We start from the raw sequence: 15,790 nt of genomic DNA, 5'->3' as shown, positions 1-15,790 counted from the left end.
GTCGAAGCGGTCAAACCTGTTCCACACCCAGACAGGGAGAGAACGATGTCCAGCATACCCAAGCAGACTCTCTGCAATGTCATCCCGTGCATACGCTACCGGGATGCGCCAGCCGCGATCGAATGGCTGTGCGATACCTTCGGCTTTGAAACCCAGCTGGTGGTGCCGAATGAAGACGGCTCCATCGCCCATGCCCAGCTCAGCTTCGGCAACGGCATGATCATGCTGGGCTCGGCGTTCGATACCGAATACGGCAGGCTGCTGAAGCAGCCTTCGGAAATCGGCGATTTCGTCACGCAAAGCTCCTACCTGGTGGTCAACAACGCGGATCTGGTGTACGGGCGCGTGCTGGAGGCCGGCGGCAAGATCCTGCTCGATATCAAGGACGAGGACTACGGCGGGCGCGGCTTCACCTGCCGCGATCCGGAGGGCCACGTCTGGAGCATCGGCACCTACGATCCGCAGACCTGAGCTTCCTACAGGCCGGCAAACCAGTTATAGCCGTGCAAGTCTTCCCAGTAGCCGCTGGTGAAGCTGTTGGAGACGGCGAGGCCGGTCAGGTGTTTCGGATTCTTGAAGCCGAGCTTGGTGGGTATGCGCAAACGCAGCGGGAAGCCGAATTCGTCCGGCAGGCTGTCGGAACCGTTGAAGCTGAACGCCAGCATGGTCTGCGGATGCAGCGCGCTGGCCATGTCGATGCTGGTGTAGTAGCCGTCGGCGCAGGTGAAGGCGACGTATTTCGCGCTGGTGTCGGCGCCGATCAGCTTGAGGAAGTGGTGCAGCGGCACGCCGGTCCACTGGCCGATGGCGCTCCAGCCTTCGATGCAGACCAGGCGCGTGATGTCCGTTCGCGGCGGCAGCGCCTTCAACTCGGCCAGCGTCCACGCTCCGGGCTTGCGCACCAGGCCGTCCACCTTGAAGCGCCAATCCCGTTCGTCGATTTCCGGCACCGACGCTTCGGAATAAAACGCGTTGAAGCGAAACGGCAGCGTCAGCTCGCTGCGCTGGAACACCGGCGCCAGCGTCTGCGGACGGAACAAGGCCGCCTGCGCCGCATCGTTGAAGCGCGACCCACGTTTCAGGGCCGCTTCGACGGTCTCGTTGCTGGTGACGTCGCAGCCCGGCAGCAGCGTCGCGGCGACGCCGCCCAGCGACAGGCGCAGCAGACGGCGGCGGCCTGGATCGACGGGTGCGCTATTGGGCGTCCAGATCTTGTTCATGATGCGCTCCGTTTCAAACCCAGCATCGCCAGCAGCAAGCGCGGCGACGACAACGCCAGGCAGATGTGGCCGCCGGCGAACGTCGCCAGCAAGGCCATGCAGATGAAATGCGCCTGGCGCGCCATCTGGTAGCCGCCGAAAGCCTGCGTCAGCAACTGCAGCTGCACCGGTTTCCAGATCGACAGGCCGGACAGGATGATCAGTACCAGCAGGGCCAGCACGCCGAGATAGGCGATCTTCTGTACGCGGCTGCGACCAGCGCCCGGCGACAGATACATGCGCCGCAGCCGACCGGTCGCCACCAGCAGCGTCAATGCGACGATGCCGTTCGCAGCCAACAGCCACATGCCGGCGAAATGCCACAGCAAGGCGCCGGGCAAGCTGCCGCCCAGCGTCAGGTAGCTAGCAAAGCCATCGATCCAGAACGGGTCGGCGTTATAGATCTGCCAACCGCTGGCCAGCATCACCGCGAAGACGGCGGCATTGGTCCAGTGGCACAGGCGTACCCATAACGGCGGGGCGTCCGTCGTTCCGGGCGCGGCGCCAGGCGATGCCGTGGTCGATGCGGTCGTCATGCGGCAGCCTGCGTCAGATCGGCGGCAGGAAGCCGTCGCGGCCCACCAGCACGGCATTGGCGTTGGTGGAACCATCGGCGGCCTGTGCGCCGATCACCAGCACCTTGGCGCCGACCACGATCAGCTCGCGCTTGCCCGGCACGAACTGGCCATACACGGTGGCGCTGTCCAGCACCACTTGCTGCGTCTTGCCGCCGAAGCGCATTTCCAGCTCGGTCGCGCTGGCCTTCTTGGTGACCTTGGCAACGGTGGCGTTGGTCATCGTGCTACGGTCGCCCTTATCCCAAGGGAAGTGGCCTTCGTTCATGCCGCGCGCCGGCTCCGGGAACACCATCACGCCCAGCGCGCGCACCTTGCCTTCCGGCGCCGGCGCGGCGGCCACGCCCAGATAACTGTTTTCCTGGACCGCCGCGATGCTGCTGCGCGACACGTCCAGCACCTGCGCCTGCTCCGCCAGCTTGACGACGGTCTTGACGCCCTTGCGGTCGGTGACGGTCAGTTCGCTGGCGCTGACGGCGGTGACTTCGCCGCGCAGGTGGACCTGGCGGTCGGCGGCAAAGCCGGCGGTGGCGGTGAAGAAAGCGGCGCCGGCGATCAGTACTTTGAGCATTTTCATGGTGAATCCTTGAATGGAGGTTCCGGGTGGAACAGGAGCCAGCACTATGCGCCGCCGATGCGGCGGCGGCTATCGGTCAAACAACCGATGCCTGCGATACGCCGGTATCGCTATAATCCACCCATGTATCCAGAGACCACCGCATCCATCTCGGACGCCATGCACACGCTGGCCTATATCGGCGACTTGAGCATGGGGCAGCCGACCGACCATTCACTGCGCACGGCATGGCTGGCGGCGCGCATCGCCGAGGCGAGCGGATGCCAGGGCGCCGACGTCGCCGCCGTCCAGCAGGTCGCGCTGTTGCGCTGGTCCGGCTGCACGGCCAACGCCCCGGATTTCAGCGCCCTGGTCGGCGACGATGTGAGCGCGCGCGCGAAGATGCTGTCGCAGAATCCCGACGATCCATCCTTTGCCCGCATCGGCGAATTGATATGGGCCGAGATACAGCCGTTATCGCAGATTCATTGCGAGGTATCGGGCGACATCGCCTGCATGCTGCGGGTGCCGGCCCATGTCGAACACGCCCTGCGCGCCATCTTCGCCACCTATGACGGAGCCGGTCCGAATCATTCGGGGCAAGGCGCCGTGCCGGACAGCGTCTACATGGTGGCCATCGCCAGCGATATCGAGATTCTCAGCCGCGAGCAGGGACTGCCGCGCGCGTTGCAAGCCATCGCGCTCAAGAGCGGCAGGTTCTATCCGCCGGAACTCGCCGCTATCGTACCGCCGCATGCGGCGGAATGGCTGGAGGTCCTGGACCGCGACGAAGCGTGGCGGGCGTCGCTGGCCCTCGGCGCCTTCGCCGGCAGCGACGCGGTGCCGCTGGAGTTGCTGGCCGATGTCATCGACCTGAAGCTGCCCTGGATGACGGGCTATTCGCGCCAGGTCGCGGAAACGGCGCACGGTGCCGCGGTCCTCATGGAACTTGGGGCCGAGGCCCAACTGCGCTGCTATCGCGCGGCGCTGGTGCACGGCATCGGCCGCGCCGCCGTGCCGAACTCGGTATGGAACGCGACTGGCCGGCTGTCCGCCGCCGCGCGCGAGCAATTGCGGCTGGCGCCTTACTGGACCAGCCGCGCCACCGCGCGCATCGGCGCACTGTCCGGCGACGCGGACATCGGCTCCTACGTGGGCGAACGGCTCGATGGCAGCGGCGCCTTCCGCGCCTGCGCCGGCACGGCGATACCGGCCGAAGGAAAAATCGTCGCCGCTGCGGCGGCCTGGGTCGCGTTGCGGTCGATGCGCCCGTGGCGGGCGGCGATGACGGCCGATGAAGCCCGCGCGCTGCTGGAGGCGGAAGCCGCGTCCGGCCGTTTCGACATCGCCGCCGTGCGCGCTGTCAGCGGCAGCGTCAGGCCATCGCCCGCCGATACGCAGGAGAAGATCCTGCTGACCGAGCGCGAGATCGACGTCTTCAGGGGTATCAGCCTCGGGCTGACCAACAAGGAAGTGGCGCGCGCGCTGGCAATCAGTCCCAGCACCGTGCGCACGCACGTGGAAAACGTCTTCCGCAAGCTAGGCTGCACTTCCCGTGCCGCCGCGACGCTCAAGGCGTCGACCTTGCGGCTGCTTTGATTCAGGCCAGCGCGGCGACCAGCGCGGCGTCGGCGACTTGCGTGGGGCGGATGCGGATGATGCTGCGGTACAGCGGCGGCATGGCGGCGCAGATGGCGGCCAGTTCCGCTTCCGGCAGCGCCGGCAGCACGTACTGGAATTGCGTGGGATTCTTCAGCGGCAGCGGGCCTTCCATCGTCGAGCCGTAGGCGCCGAGATTCATGAAGCTGACCGCGCTGTCGTCCGGTCCATGGGCAAAGACAAAGGTGCCGTCCTTCGGATGGCCCAGGTACTGGCGCACGTCATCCTGCTGCGCCGGCGTGGCGCCGCACATCAGTTTGTAGCGCAGTTGCGCATAGGCGCGCGTGGTTTCCATGAAGGCGCTGCGGATGCCCGACTGCGTCATCCGGCCCGGCATGCACAGCAACAGGTTGCCGAAGGAATCCAGCAAGGCCACCGCATCGCCCGCCCCGCCATGTTCGCGGTCGCGCGCCATCGCTTGCAGCAGGAACGGCGCGAGGCCGGCGTCCGGCTGATGCGGCGCGCAGCGCCAGGCCAACGCGTCGGGATACAGCTGCTTGAGCGCGCGCACGATGGCGTGATCCGGCGCCAGCCCGGCGGGATCCTTCAGCAACTCCTGCGGCAGGTCGGTATTGAACAGCTCCATCACTTCGGCCGACGTGGCCTCGAACACCAGCGAGCATAAGGCTTGCGTCGGTTCGGCGATGGTCTTCCCGATGAAGAAGGACTTCGGCGCCGCGCCGCTGCCGGCACGCGAATACAGCGAGGAGCCCAGCACCGCCGGGTAGCTGAAGCTGTCCGCGGCCTGTACGCGCAGCGGCTCCGGTAGCGCGTCGAAGGTCGCGCTCTCGTCGAAATTGATGCCCGCGTTCTTGTCCGGCGCCGCCACCACCACGTTGAAGCCGCCGGCCAGGATCGCACCGCTGCACATGCAGCAGGGGTCGAGCGAGGTGACGATGGTGATGTCTTCCGGCGCGGGCAGTTCGCGGCCCTTGGCGCGTTCGGCGTAGTACCAGTCGATCAACTGGCGTTCGCCGTGCGCGGTCGGATCGAAGATCAGGCCTTCCTTGATGACGTTGTTGTGCAGCGACTGCAGCACGTTGCCGTACTGGTCGAGCATCAGCCCGCCGACACCGAAGGTGCCCTGCGTCTTGGCGGCGATCGCCTCGGCCGCCGCTATCGCTACCGCCGCCTGCACATCAATTGTCTTCTTGAAGGCCAAGGTGCTTACTTCTTCAGGTCCGCGCCGCCGAAGGCGTTCGGCAGTTGCGCCGCTGCGGTGGTCTCGTAGATGTCGCCCTTGAGATTGGTCAGCAACACCGGCAGCTCGTTACCGCCCAATTCCAGGATCACCTGGCGGCAGGCGCCGCAAGGAGCGATAGGGCCATCGGTTTCGCCGATCACGACCAGCTGGTCGAAATCGCCCGGCTTGTAGCCGTGCGCGAAGGCGCTGAAGAAGGCGGTGCGTTCGGCGCAGTTGCACAGGCCGTAGGAAGCGTTTTCCACGTTACAGCCGTGGAAGACCTTGCCGTCGTTGGTCAGCAGCGCGGCGCCGACCTTGAAGTTGGAGTACGGCGTGTACGCCTTCAGGCGCGCGGCGGCGGCTTCGGCGATCAGTTCTTGTTTGTTCATTTCAGTATCCTTCGATCCGTCATTACCGCGCAGGCGGGAATGACGGCGGTAGCGTCAGGGACGGATCGTGCGGTAGATGACAGGGTTCGCGGCTGGTGCGACGCCGGCGATCTGGTAGGCCGCCTGGATTTCGCGGATGGCCTGCTCGGCCGCTTCCTGCGTGCGCGCATGGACCATCGCCAGCGGCTGGCCGGCTTCGATCTTGTCGCCCAGGCCAACCAGGTCGGTCAGGCCGACGGCGAAGTCGATCGGGTCGGCGGCGCGGCGGCGGCCGCCGCCCAGCGACACCACGGCCAGGCCGATGTCGCGGCAGTTGGCGGTGGCGGCGTAACCAGAGCTCAGCGCAGGCGCCGGCACGATGATCGGCGAACGCTCCAGGTACTTGTCCGGATTGTCCATCAGGTCGGCCGGGCCGCCCAGCGCCACGACCATGCGCGAGAAGCGCTCGGCCGCTTCGCCGCTGTCCAGCGATGCCTGCAGCTTGGCGCGCGCCTCGGTTTCGTCGGCCGCCAGTTTGCCCAGCACCAGCATCTCGGCGCACAGCGCCATCGTCACTTCGTGCAGGCGCGCAGGACGCGACTTGCCGGTCAGGTAATCCATCGCGCCGCGTACTTCCAGCGCATTGCCGGCGTAAGGCGCCAGCGATTCGTTCATATCGGTCAGGATGGCCGAGGTCATCATGCCGGCGCCGTTGCCGACCTTGACGATGCTGTCCGCCAGTTCGACCGATTTGTCGTAGGTCGGCATGAAGGCGCCGCTGCCCACTTTAACGTCCATCGCCAGCGCATCCAGGCCGGCCGACAGCTTTTTCGACAGGATGGAGCCGGTGATCATGGCGACCGATTCCACCGTGGCGGTGACATCGCGCACGCCGTAGAAGATCTTGTCCGACGGCGCCAGCGACGCGGTCTGGCCGATGATGGCGACGCCGACTTCCTTGACCACCTTGCGGAACTGCTCGTTGGTCGGCACGGTGGTGTAGCCGGGGATGGAGTCGAACTTGTCCAGCGTGCCGCCGGTGTGGCCCAGGCCGCGGCCGGAGATCATCGGCACGAAGCCGCCGCAGGCCGCGACCATAGGGCCGAGCAGCAGCGAGACCACATCGCCGACACCGCCGGTGGAGTGCTTGTCGACCACCGGGCCTGGCAGGTCCAGCGAGCGCCAGTCCAGCACTTCGCCGGAGTCGCGCATGGCCAGGGTGAAGGCGACGCGTTCGTCCATGGTCATGTCGTTGAAGAAGACGGCCATCGCCAGCGCGGCGATCTGGCCTTCGGTGACGCGGTTGGAGGTGATGCCGCCGACGAAGAACTGGATCTCTTCGGCCGACAGGACGCCGCCGTCACGCTTCTTGCGTATGATCTCTTGAGGTAAAAACATGCGATTCTCCGCTTAAAATTGTTGGGTGTTGAAAGCACAAAGGCGGGTCCGCAGACCCGCCCGTGGTGTAAGAGCTATTCTTTAAACGCCGTAAGGAATCCAGACATTTTTCACTTGCGAGGCGTGCGCCAGTACCGCGCGGCCGCCGCTTTGCGCCGTGCTGTGCCAGTCGCGGCCTTTCGCGCCGCCGACCCAGGTGCGCTTCAGCGATGCGGCCGACAGGCGCTCCACCTCGGCACAACCTTCAGCCGAACCGTCATGACGCCATACCGCATCGATATCAGAGTGCGATGCCAGCGTGCGCGCCAGTTCGTCCGCCGAGCCGGTGACGATGTTGACCACGCCATCCGGCAGGTCCGAGGTATCGAACACCTGATACAGGTCGGTGGCCGACAGCGGATGCGCTTCCGACGGCACCACCACCACGCGGTTGCCCAGCGCGATCGCAGGCGCCACCAGCGAGATGAAGCCCAGCAGCGGCGACTCGTTCGGGCAGACGATGCCGATCACGCCGACCGGCTCATTCAGCGCCACGGTGATGCCGTGCATCGGCGGCTGGTGCGCCAGGCCGTCGTACTTGTCGGCCCAGGCCGCGTAGTAGAACAGGCGCTCGATCGAAGCCTGTACTTCCTTCTCAGCGTTCTTCGAACCGGTCATCGCGGCGATGCGCGCAGCGAATTCCTCGCCGCGCGCGGCCAGGTTTTCAGCGATGTAGTACAGCACTTGGGCGCGGTTGTGCGACGTGGCTTTCGCCCAGCCGCCGGCCTTGTGGGCCGCTTCGACCGCGTTGCGGATGTCCTTGCGGTTGCCTTCGCCGACCTCGCCGATGAAGGAGCCGTCGGCACCATGGATCGCACGGCTGTAGGCGCCGTCGGGGCGTGCCTGCTTGCCGCCGATGTACAGCTTGGCGGTGCGGTCGATGGCGAAGGCGCCGCCGGCGACAGGTGCGGCCGCCTTGGCTTTGGCCTTGGCTTCCACCACCGGCGCCGCAGGACGCGCGTCTTCCGACTTGGCGGTCAGGTATTCGTACATGCCTTCGCGGCCGCCTTCACGGCCGAAGCCGGATTCGCGGTAGCCGCCGAAGCCGCAAGCGGCGTCGAACTGGTTGGCGGTGTTAATCCACACCACACCCGATTTGATCTGCGGCGCGACGTCCAGCGCCAGCGAGATGTTCTCGGTCCACACGCAAGCGGCCAGGCCGTAGACGGTGTTGTTCGCCAGTTGCACGGCTTCCGGCGGAGTGCGGAAGCTCATCGCAACCAGCACCGGGCCGAAGATCTCGGCCTGCGCCACGGCGGCCGAAGTCGATGCGCCGGTGATCAGCGTTGGCCGGAACCACGAGCCGTTGGCCGGGATCTCGCATGCAGGCTGGTACACGGTGCAGCCTTCGGCGCGGGCCGACTCCACCAGGCCGGCGATGCGCTGCTGCTGCACCGGGTCGACCAGGGCGCCGATGTCCATCGACTTGTCCAGCGGCGAACCGAGGGTCAGCTTGTCCATGCGGGCGCGCAGCTTGGCCAGGAACTTGTCCTGCACCGACTCCTGCACCAGCAGGCGCGAACCGGCGCAGCATACCTGTCCCTGGTTGAACCAGATCGAATCGACCAGGCCTTCGACGGCGGCGTCCAGGTCGGCGTCGTCGAAGACGATGAACGGCGACTTGCCGCCCAGTTCCAGCGACAGCTTCTTGCCGCTGCCGGCGGTGGCGATGCGGATCAGGCGGCCTACTTCGGTCGAACCGGTAAAGGCCAGCTTGTCGATGCCCGCGTGGTTGACGATGGCTTCGCCGACGCGGCCATCGCCGGTGACGATGTTCACAACGCCGGCCGGCACGCCGGCCTGCACACAGATCTCGGCGAACAGCATCGCGGTCAGCGAGGTGAACTCGGCCGGTTTGAAGACGATGGTGTTACCGGCCGCCATGGCCGGTGCGATTTTCCACGACAGCATCAACAGCGGGAAATTCCACGGCACGATCTGGCCGACCACGCCGACGGCGCGGTAGTCCGCGAATTCTTCGGCCTGCAGCTGCGCCCAGCCTGCGTGGTAGTAGAAGTGACGCGCCACCAGCGGCAAGTCGATGTCGCGGGTTTCGCGGATGGTCTTGCCGTTGTCCAGCGTCTCCAGCACGGCGAACAGGCGCGCGTGCTTCTGCATCAGACGGGCCAGCGAGTACATGATCTTGGCGCGGCCATGGCCGCCCAGTGCCTGCCAGCCCGGCTGCGCGGCGCGCGCGGCGGCCACGGCGCGGTCGACATCGCTGCCGGTCGCTTGCGTCAGGTCGGCCAGCTTGGCGGCATCGGCCGGATTGGTCGAGGCGAACAACTCGCCCGGCTCGCTCCACTGGTTGTCGATGAACAAACCGAATTTGCGGCCGTGCTGCTCCAGCCACGCTTGCGCTTCTTTCGTGCTCTCCGGTGCTGGGCCGTATTCCATGGTATTCAGGATCTCTTTGATTGATGGCATGACGTATTCCGTTCTTATGGTTGCGCGTGGCGGTGAGCGGCCGAGTAGTTACCGGTCACATAGTGCTCAAGCTGGCGTTCGATGTCGGTCAGCAGGCTGGATGCGCCGATGCGGAACAGGTGCGGCTCCAGCCACTCGTTGCCCAGTTCTTCCTTCATCAGCGTCAGGTACTGCAGCGCGGCCTTGGCCGTGCCGACGCCGCCCGCAGGCTTGTAGCCGATCTTGAAGCCGGTCTGCTCGTGATACTCGCGAATCGCGCGCACCATCGTCAGCGACACCGGGATCGTGGCGTTGACCGGCTCCTTGCCGGTCGAGGTCTTGATGAAGTCAGCGCCGGCCATCATGCACACCCATGACGCCTTGGCGACGTTTTCCAGCGTGACCAGTTCACCGGTCGCCAGGATGGCCTTGACGTGCGCTTCGCCGCAAGCCTTGCGGTAGGCGACCATCTCGTCGTACAGCGCTTGCCAGTTGCCCGTCAGGACGTGCTGGCGGGTGATGACGATATCGATCTCGGTCGCGCCCGCGGCCACCGACAATTCAATCTCGCGCACCTTGGTTTCCATGCTGGTCAGGCCGGCCGGGAAGCCGGTCGACACGGCGGCGATCGGCAAACGGCCTTGCAGCACCTGCACCGCCGGCTTGATCATCTCGTGGTACACGCAGACGGCGCCGGTGGTCAGCGTCACATCCTGCAGGCCCAAGGCCTCGACCAGGTCCGAACGCAGCGGACGCATGGCCTTCATGCACAGGCGCTCGACGCGGCCCGGCGTGTCGTCGCCGGACAGCGTGGTCAGGTCGATCAGGCCGATGGCCTTGACCAGCCAGGCGGCCTGGAATTCCTTCTTGACCGTGCGGCGGTTCGCCAGGCTGGCGGCGCGGCGGTCGGCCGCGCTCTTGTTGATGTGGATGTGGTTGATCCAGCCCAGGTCCAGCGGGACCGCTTCGTTGCGCTTGAAATCGGTGACGATGCTCATAACAGATTGCTTCCGTGGGAAAGTGGTTTGACGCCGAGGTGATGGGCCAGGGTCTGGCCGATGTCGGAAAAGGTTTCGGAGATCGGCAGCTGCTGCGCTTTCACGCCGGGGCCGAAGAAGATCATCGGGATGTGCTCGCGGGTGTGGTCGGAGCCCGGCCAGGTCGGGTCGCAGCCATGGTCGGCGGTGATGACCACCAGGTCGCCCTCTTTCAGCTTGCCGATGAACTCGGGCAGGCGCGCATCCATCTCGTGCAGCGCGTTCGAGTAGCCGGTGACATCGCGGCGATGACCGAAGGCCTGGTCGAAGTCGACGAAGTTGACGAAGGTCAGCGACTTGTCGCCGGCCTGGTCGGCCACCTGCAGCAGCGCGTCGAACAGCGCCATATTGTCCTTGCCTTTGACCAGGCGCGAGACGCCTTGCGTGGCGAAGATGTCGCTGATCTTGCCCAGCGCGATCACTTCGCCGCCGTCGTTCTTGACGTGGTCCAGCAGCGTCGGCGCCGGCGGCGCGACCGCGTAGTCGTGACGGTTGGTGGTGCGGGTGTAGTTGCCGTTGGCGCCGACGAACGGACGCGCGATCACGCGGCCGATGTTGTACGGCTCGACCAGCTTGAAGGCGATCTCGCACACTTCATACAGGCGCTCCAGGCCGAACGATTCCTCGTGCGCGGCGATCTGCAGCACCGAGTCGGCCGAAGTGTAGATAATCAGCTTGCCGGTGGCGACATGCTCGTCGCCGTGCTTGTTGATGATCTCCGTGCCCGATGCGTGGCAGTCGCCTAGGAAGCCCGGCACGCCGGACAGTTCCTGCAGCTTGGCGGTCAGCTCGGCCGGGAACGACGGCACCGTTTTCGGGAAGTAGCCCCAGTCGAATTCCACCGGCACGCCGGCGATTTCCCAGTGGCCGGACTGCGTGTCCTTGCCGGTCGAACGTTCGCGCGCGGCACCGTAGGCGGCGCTGAAACCTTCGCGCTGCTCGAAGCCGGCGGCCCACTGGCCGCTGGCGGTATGGGCGGCAGCGGCCAGGCCCAGTTTTTCCATGGTCGGCAGCGACATCGGCTTGCCGCTCTTGGCGGCCCACTCGGCGATGTGGCCGAAGGTGTTGGCGCCGACGTCGTTGTACTTGGCGGCGTCGGGCGTGGCGCCGAGGCCGAAGGAGTCAAGCAAGAGGATAAATGCGCGTTTCATGTCTATCTCCGAGACTATGCTCCGTCGTTCCCGCCTGCGCGGGAATGACGCGTTAAAAGCAAAGGGGCGGACCAGCCGCCCCTCGGGAATCTTACGCCTGCGGCGTTTTGGCCACGTTGGCCAGGAAGCCCAGGATCACTTCAATCAGCGAGGTCGCTGCGACGGCCGCGTACTTCAGGGTCTGCTCATGCGACAGCGGGAACGGCGACAGGCCTTCGGCCAGGTTGGTGATGGCGGACACGCCGACCACCTTCAGGCCGCAGTGGCGGGCCGACACGACTTCCGGCACCACCGACATGCCGACCACGTCGGCGCCCAGCGTCTTGAAGGCGCGGATTTCGGCAGGGGTCTCGAAGTTCGGACCGGCGTAGGCGATGTACACGCCTTCGTGCAGCGGCACGTTCTTCTCTTTGGCGGAGGCTTGCAGCAGCGCGCGCAGGTCGGCGTCGTAGGCGTTGGCCATGCTGAAGAAGCGCGGACCGAAACGCTCGTCGTTCGGGCCCATCATCGGGGTACCCGGCAGGAAGTTGATATGGTCGGTCAGCGCCACCAGCGAACCGGCGTCGACTTCGGTGCGCAGCGAACCTGCGGCGTTGGTCACGAACAGCATTTCGCAGCCCAGCAGCTTCATGGTGCGCACGGCGCTGGTCATCACGCCCAGGCCGTAGCCTTCGTAGACGTGGCCGCGGCCCTTCATGCACACCACCTGCACGCCCGACAGCGTGCCGACCACCAGTTCGCCGGCATGGCCGTGCACGGTGGAGATCGGGAAGCCCGGCAGTTCGTTGAAGCTGATGGTGACCGCGTCGGTCATCTGTTCCGCCAGCACGCCAAGGCCGGAACCGAGAATCATCGCGACGCGCGGCTTGAAGCCGGCAGGGATACGGGCGCGAATGATGTCAGCTGCCTGGAATGGGGAATTATTAGACATGGATATCCTCTGTTTTTCTGTTGTGGCTGGGGAAGCTGACACTATGCATCATCGTCCATATGTATGGCAAATACCATTTTTCTTCAGCATTTATACAAAAACCGTATAAATCAGGGGTATTATAAATCCAGACAAACTTAGCTGCAGCGCGCTGTTGACTCCGTTGTTGACCACCAAAGAACAAATGTTTATCATGACGAACAATTGTTTTCAAGGGCACTATCGTGACCGACTCGTCTAAAAAGGAACAGCTCTACCAGCTGATCCGCGCCAACCCCTTCATCTCCCAGCAGGACCTGGCGGTGGAACTGCGCCTGTCGCGTTCCGCCGTGGCCGGCCATATCGCCGGCCTGATACGCGAACGCCGCCTGCTGGGCCGCGCCTACGTGCTGCCGGACAAGCGTCCCGTCATGTGCATCGGCGCCGCCAACCTGGACCGCAAGCTGCGCACCATCGCCGCCATGCAGCTGGGCACCTCCAATCCCGCCACCGCCGAGGAAGTCTATGGCGGCGTGGCGCGCAACATCGCCGAGAACCTGGCCCGCCTGAACCTGCCGACCGCGCTGCTGACGGCCGTCGGCGACGACAGCGCCGGCCGCACCCTGCAGGACCACGCCGAAGGCGCCGGCATCGACACGCGCGGCAGCCTCAAGCTGCCGGACACCGCCACCGGCACCTACACCGCCATCCTCGACGCCCACGGCGAAATGGTGGTGGCGCTGGCCGACATGGCGCTGTACGACCGCATCACGCCCGAGTTCCTGGCCAGCCGCCAGCCGCAGCGCTCGGCCGCCGCCATGACCGTGGCCGACCTGAACCTGCCGGCCGACAGCATCGCCGCCCTGCTGGCCGGCGCCCATGCCGACAACGTGCCGCTGATCATCGTCGCCGTCTCGCAGCCGAAGATGGCGCGCCTGCCGGCCGACCTGTCCGGCCTGCGCCTGCTGATCCTGAATCGCGGCGAACTGGAAACCCGCGCCGGCCGCGCATTGCCGACCGAAGCCGACGTGCGCGCCGCCTGCCGCGAGGTGCAGGCCCAGGGCGCGCGGGACGTCATCGTCACCTGCGGCAGCCAGGGCGTGTTCCACACCAGGGACGGCGAGCTGGTATGGCTGGCCGCGCACCAGGTGGAAGTGGTCGACGTCACCGGCGCCGGCGACGCCTTCTCGGCCGCCGTCTGCTGGTCGCTGTACCAGGGCAGCGCCGACCTGACGCTGGCCTGCCGCCGTGGCCTGAAGGTCGCCGCGATGACGCTGGAAACCCCCGACACCGTCTCCCCGATGCTGGCCGCCGACGTGCTCGACGAGATCCACGACTTCGACATGACGCAGCCATTCAACATGCCGCTCTTCCCCATCAAAGGATAACCACCATGCACCAATACCTGCTCTTTTCGCCCGAAGTGGCGGCCGCCCGCAGCGCCGGCAAACCCATCGTCGCGCTGGAGTCGACCATCATCTCGCATGGCATGCCGTATCCGCAAAACGTGCAAATGGCGCGTGAAGTCGAACAGCTGATCCGCGACGGCGGCGCCGTGCCGGCCACCATCGCCATCATCGGCGGCAAGATCTGCATCGGCCTGTCGGAACAGCAGCTGGAACTGCTGGCCACCTCGCCGGACGCCATGAAGGTCAGCCGCCGCGACCTGGCCTATGTGCTCTCGCAAGGCAAACTGGGCGCGACCACCGTGGCCGCCACCATGATCTGCGCCGAGCTGGCCGGCATCCAGGTGTTCGTCACCGGCGGCATCGGCGGCGTGCACCGCGGCGCCGAGACCAGCTTCGACATCTCGGCCGACCTGCAGGAACTGGCGCAGACCTCGGTGGCGGTGGTGTGCGCCGGCGTCAAGTCCATCCTCGACATCGGCCTGACGCTGGAATACCTGGAAACCTTCGGCGTGCCGGTGGTCAGCGTCGGCCAGCGCGGCTTCCCGGCTTTCTTCACCCGCGAGAGCGGCTTCAACGCCGACTTCCAGCTCGACACGCCGGCCGAGCAGGCCGCCTTCATCCAGGCCAAGTGGCAGCTGGGTCTCAAGGGCGGCGTGGTGGTCGGCAATCCGGTGCCGGCCGCCGACGCCATGCCGAAGGCGGAGATCGACGCCATCACCGCCCAGGCGCTGCAGGAAGCCGATGACCAGGGCGTCACCGGCAAGAACGTCACGCCGTTCCTGCTCGGCCGCATCAAGCAGCTGACCGAGGGCCGCAGCCTTGCCACCAACATCGCCCTGGTGAAAAACAACGCGCGCTGCGGGGCCGCGCTGGCCGTCGCCATGCAGCCGCACCCAACCTCGCACTAACCGAACCAAGCCGCCGCCATGTCCATCGACCTGAAACAACTAAAGTACTTCCTCGCCGTCGCAGAAGAAAAGAGTTTCAGCCGTGCCGCCGAGCGGCTGCACATTTCGCAGCCGCCGCTCAGCCAGCAGATCATGAAGCTGGAGGCGGAACTGGGCGTCAAGCTGTTCGCCCGCACCACCCGCACCTTCGAGTTGACGGTGGCCGGCAAGGCGCTGATGAACGAGGCGTCCGAGCTGCTGGCGAAGATGCGCATGACCATCGACACCATCCGCCAGATCGACCGCGGCGAGGTGGGCCGGCTGCGGGTGGGCATCGTCGGCTCGGCGATGTGGGGGCCGATCCCGAGCCTGCTGGAAGAGTTCCAGACCAAGTTCCCGCGCGTGACGTGGACGCTGCACGAGCTGGGACCGACGCTGCAATATGAAGCGCTGCGCGCCAAGCAGGTCGACGTCGGCTTCTGGCGCGAGCCCAGGCTGGACGAGGACGACCTGAGGAACGACAACCTGCGCCAGGAACTGTGCTTCCGCGAAGACGTGTGCGTGGCCATCAACGAGCACCACCCGCTGGCCAAGCAGGAAGCGATCGAACTGATGGACATCGCCGACGAGCCGATGCTGACGCTGGCGCTGGACAAGTCCTCGTTCCCGCGCTACCTGATCCAGTGCTGCGTGAAAGCCGGCTTCCAGCCGACCATCTTCCAGGAAGCGTCGGAGCCGCAGACGCTGCTGGCGATGGTGGGCGCGGGGCTGGGCGTGGCGCTGCTGCCCGAGACCACCAGCCGTATCGGCTGGCCTGGCGTGGTGTTCCTGCCGATCCGCAGCAACCCGCCGTCGGCCAACCTGTACATCACCTACACCACGCTGGACGATGCGCCGGTGGTGCGGGCCTTCCTCAATATATTGAATCCGCCGGCGCGCGGCGACTGACCGCC

Annotated in this window: 16 protein-coding genes; 5 read left to right on the top strand and 11 right to left on the bottom strand. The window is 66.0% G+C overall.

Annotated elements, in window-relative coordinates:
• Positions 1-45 precede the first annotated feature (45 nt).
• Positions 46-471 (top strand): VOC family protein, encoded by a 426-nt coding sequence (locus ACEN9F_RS24670; protein WP_413424271.1) that lies wholly within the window; start codon positions 46-48, stop codon positions 469-471.
• A gap of 5 nt (positions 472-476) precedes the next feature.
• On the opposite strand, the gene ACEN9F_RS24665 is transcribed toward ACEN9F_RS24670, so the two are convergent.
• From ACEN9F_RS24665 to ACEN9F_RS24655, 3 genes are read right to left on the bottom strand one after another with little or no spacing between them, the layout of a single operon-like run.
• A complete protein-coding gene (locus ACEN9F_RS24665) occupies positions 477-1,220 on the bottom strand; it encodes a molybdopterin-dependent oxidoreductase (protein ID WP_413424269.1) in 744 nt (247 codons plus the stop codon).
• Positions 1,217-1,795 carry a cytochrome b/b6 domain-containing protein gene (locus ACEN9F_RS24660; RefSeq protein ID WP_413424267.1) on the bottom strand — a complete coding sequence of 193 codons (579 nt, stop codon included), beginning with the start codon at positions 1,793-1,795 and terminating at the stop codon, positions 1,217-1,219. The genes ACEN9F_RS24665 and ACEN9F_RS24660 overlap by 4 nt, the downstream gene beginning before the upstream one ends.
• A 13-nt stretch (positions 1,796-1,808) precedes the next feature.
• The gene (locus tag ACEN9F_RS24655) at positions 1,809-2,411 is read right to left on the bottom strand and encodes a hypothetical protein (RefSeq protein ID WP_413424265.1); all 603 of its coding nucleotides are present in this window, start codon (positions 2,409-2,411) and stop codon (positions 1,809-1,811) included.
• A gap of 123 nt (positions 2,412-2,534) precedes the next feature.
• Here ACEN9F_RS24655 and ACEN9F_RS24650 point away from each other — a divergent pair, with 123 nt between their 5' ends.
• A complete protein-coding gene (locus tag ACEN9F_RS24650) occupies positions 2,535-3,989 on the top strand; it encodes an HD domain-containing phosphohydrolase (RefSeq protein WP_413424263.1) in 1,455 nt (484 codons plus the stop codon).
• 1 nt (position 3,990) lies between these two features.
• On the opposite strand, the gene ACEN9F_RS24645 is transcribed toward ACEN9F_RS24650, so the two are convergent.
• The 8 genes from ACEN9F_RS24645 to ACEN9F_RS24610 form a co-directional block, all read right to left on the bottom strand.
• Positions 3,991-5,211 carry a nucleoside deaminase gene (locus tag ACEN9F_RS24645; protein ID WP_413424261.1) on the bottom strand — a complete coding sequence of 407 codons (1,221 nt, stop codon included), beginning with the start codon at positions 5,209-5,211 and terminating at the stop codon, positions 3,991-3,993.
• A gap of 5 nt (positions 5,212-5,216) precedes the next feature.
• The gene (locus ACEN9F_RS24640; protein ID WP_413427167.1) at positions 5,217-5,654 is read right to left on the bottom strand and encodes a cytidine deaminase; all 438 of its coding nucleotides are present in this window, start codon (positions 5,652-5,654) and stop codon (positions 5,217-5,219) included.
• A 21-nt stretch (positions 5,655-5,675) separates the two neighbouring features.
• Positions 5,676-6,998, bottom strand: coding sequence for a thymidine phosphorylase (deoA, locus tag ACEN9F_RS24635; protein ID WP_413424259.1), 1,323 nt, complete (start codon positions 6,996-6,998; stop codon positions 5,676-5,678).
• Positions 6,999-7,079: 81 nt separating this feature from the next.
• Positions 7,080-9,464 carry an aldehyde dehydrogenase family protein gene (locus ACEN9F_RS24630; protein ID WP_413424257.1) on the bottom strand — a complete coding sequence of 795 codons (2,385 nt, stop codon included), beginning with the start codon at positions 9,462-9,464 and terminating at the stop codon, positions 7,080-7,082.
• A 14-nt stretch (positions 9,465-9,478) separates the two neighbouring features.
• Positions 9,479-10,441 carry a deoxyribose-phosphate aldolase gene (gene deoC, locus ACEN9F_RS24625; RefSeq protein ID WP_413424255.1) on the bottom strand — a complete coding sequence of 321 codons (963 nt, stop codon included), beginning with the start codon at positions 10,439-10,441 and terminating at the stop codon, positions 9,479-9,481.
• Positions 10,438-11,631 carry a phosphopentomutase gene (locus tag ACEN9F_RS24620; protein ID WP_413424253.1) on the bottom strand — a complete coding sequence of 398 codons (1,194 nt, stop codon included), beginning with the start codon at positions 11,629-11,631 and terminating at the stop codon, positions 10,438-10,440. The genes deoC and ACEN9F_RS24620 overlap by 4 nt, the downstream gene beginning before the upstream one ends.
• A gap of 91 nt (positions 11,632-11,722) precedes the next feature.
• A complete protein-coding gene (xapA, locus tag ACEN9F_RS24615; RefSeq protein ID WP_413424251.1) occupies positions 11,723-12,562 on the bottom strand; it encodes a xanthosine phosphorylase in 840 nt (279 codons plus the stop codon).
• On the bottom strand, positions 12,555-12,776 hold the full coding sequence (locus tag ACEN9F_RS24610) for a hypothetical protein (protein ID WP_413424249.1): 222 nt from the start codon (positions 12,774-12,776) through the stop codon (positions 12,555-12,557). Before ACEN9F_RS24610 ends, xapA begins: the two co-directional genes overlap by 8 nt.
• 10 nt (positions 12,777-12,786) lie before the next feature.
• On the opposite strand from ACEN9F_RS24610, the gene ACEN9F_RS24605 reads away from it, so the two are divergent.
• From ACEN9F_RS24605 to ACEN9F_RS24595, 3 genes are read left to right on the top strand one after another with little or no spacing between them, the layout of a single operon-like run.
• Positions 12,787-13,929, top strand: coding sequence for a carbohydrate kinase (locus ACEN9F_RS24605; RefSeq protein ID WP_413424247.1), 1,143 nt, complete (start codon positions 12,787-12,789; stop codon positions 13,927-13,929).
• A gap of 5 nt (positions 13,930-13,934) precedes the next feature.
• Positions 13,935-14,858: a pseudouridine-5'-phosphate glycosidase gene (locus tag ACEN9F_RS24600; RefSeq protein ID WP_413424245.1), complete on the top strand. Its 924-nt coding sequence runs from the start codon at positions 13,935-13,937 to the stop codon at positions 14,856-14,858.
• Between the two features lie 18 nt (positions 14,859-14,876).
• The gene (locus ACEN9F_RS24595) at positions 14,877-15,785 is read left to right on the top strand and encodes a LysR family transcriptional regulator (RefSeq protein WP_413424243.1); all 909 of its coding nucleotides are present in this window, start codon (positions 14,877-14,879) and stop codon (positions 15,783-15,785) included.
• Positions 15,786-15,790: the final 5 nt, after the last annotated feature.

Origin of the sequence: Duganella sp. CT11-25 (assembly GCF_047302815.1) — a bacterium.
GTDB lineage: Bacteria > Pseudomonadota > Gammaproteobacteria > Burkholderiales > Burkholderiaceae_D > Rugamonas.
Note: the sequence above shows the minus strand (reverse complement) of the source record. Positions and strands in the feature narration are given on the sequence as shown.

What these genes read in the sequence shown, in the direction of transcription:
- ACEN9F_RS24670 (WP_413424271.1), top strand. Translation starts at nt 46, where the DNA reads ATGTCCAGCATACCCAAGCAGACTCTCTGCAATGTCATCCCGTGCATA.
- ACEN9F_RS24665 (WP_413424269.1), bottom strand. Translation starts at nt 1,220, where the DNA reads ATGAACAAGATCTGGACGCCCAATAGCGCACCCGTCGATCCAGGCCGC.
- ACEN9F_RS24660 (WP_413424267.1), bottom strand. Translation starts at nt 1,795, where the DNA reads ATGACGACCGCATCGACCACGGCATCGCCTGGCGCCGCGCCCGGAACG.
- ACEN9F_RS24655 (WP_413424265.1), bottom strand. Translation starts at nt 2,411, where the DNA reads ATGAAAATGCTCAAAGTACTGATCGCCGGCGCCGCTTTCTTCACCGCC.
- ACEN9F_RS24650 (WP_413424263.1), top strand. Translation starts at nt 2,535, where the DNA reads ATGTATCCAGAGACCACCGCATCCATCTCGGACGCCATGCACACGCTG.
- deoA (WP_413424259.1), bottom strand. Translation starts at nt 6,998, where the DNA reads ATGTTTTTACCTCAAGAGATCATACGCAAGAAGCGTGACGGCGGCGTC.
- ACEN9F_RS24630 (WP_413424257.1), bottom strand. Translation starts at nt 9,464, where the DNA reads ATGCCATCAATCAAAGAGATCCTGAATACCATGGAATACGGCCCAGCA.
- deoC (WP_413424255.1), bottom strand. Translation starts at nt 10,441, where the DNA reads ATGAGCATCGTCACCGATTTCAAGCGCAACGAAGCGGTCCCGCTGGAC.
- ACEN9F_RS24620 (WP_413424253.1), bottom strand. Translation starts at nt 11,631, where the DNA reads ATGAAACGCGCATTTATCCTCTTGCTTGACTCCTTCGGCCTCGGCGCC.
- xapA (WP_413424251.1), bottom strand. Translation starts at nt 12,562, where the DNA reads ATGTCTAATAATTCCCCATTCCAGGCAGCTGACATCATTCGCGCCCGT.
- ACEN9F_RS24600 (WP_413424245.1), top strand. Translation starts at nt 13,935, where the DNA reads ATGCACCAATACCTGCTCTTTTCGCCCGAAGTGGCGGCCGCCCGCAGC.
- ACEN9F_RS24595 (WP_413424243.1), top strand. Translation starts at nt 14,877, where the DNA reads ATGTCCATCGACCTGAAACAACTAAAGTACTTCCTCGCCGTCGCAGAA.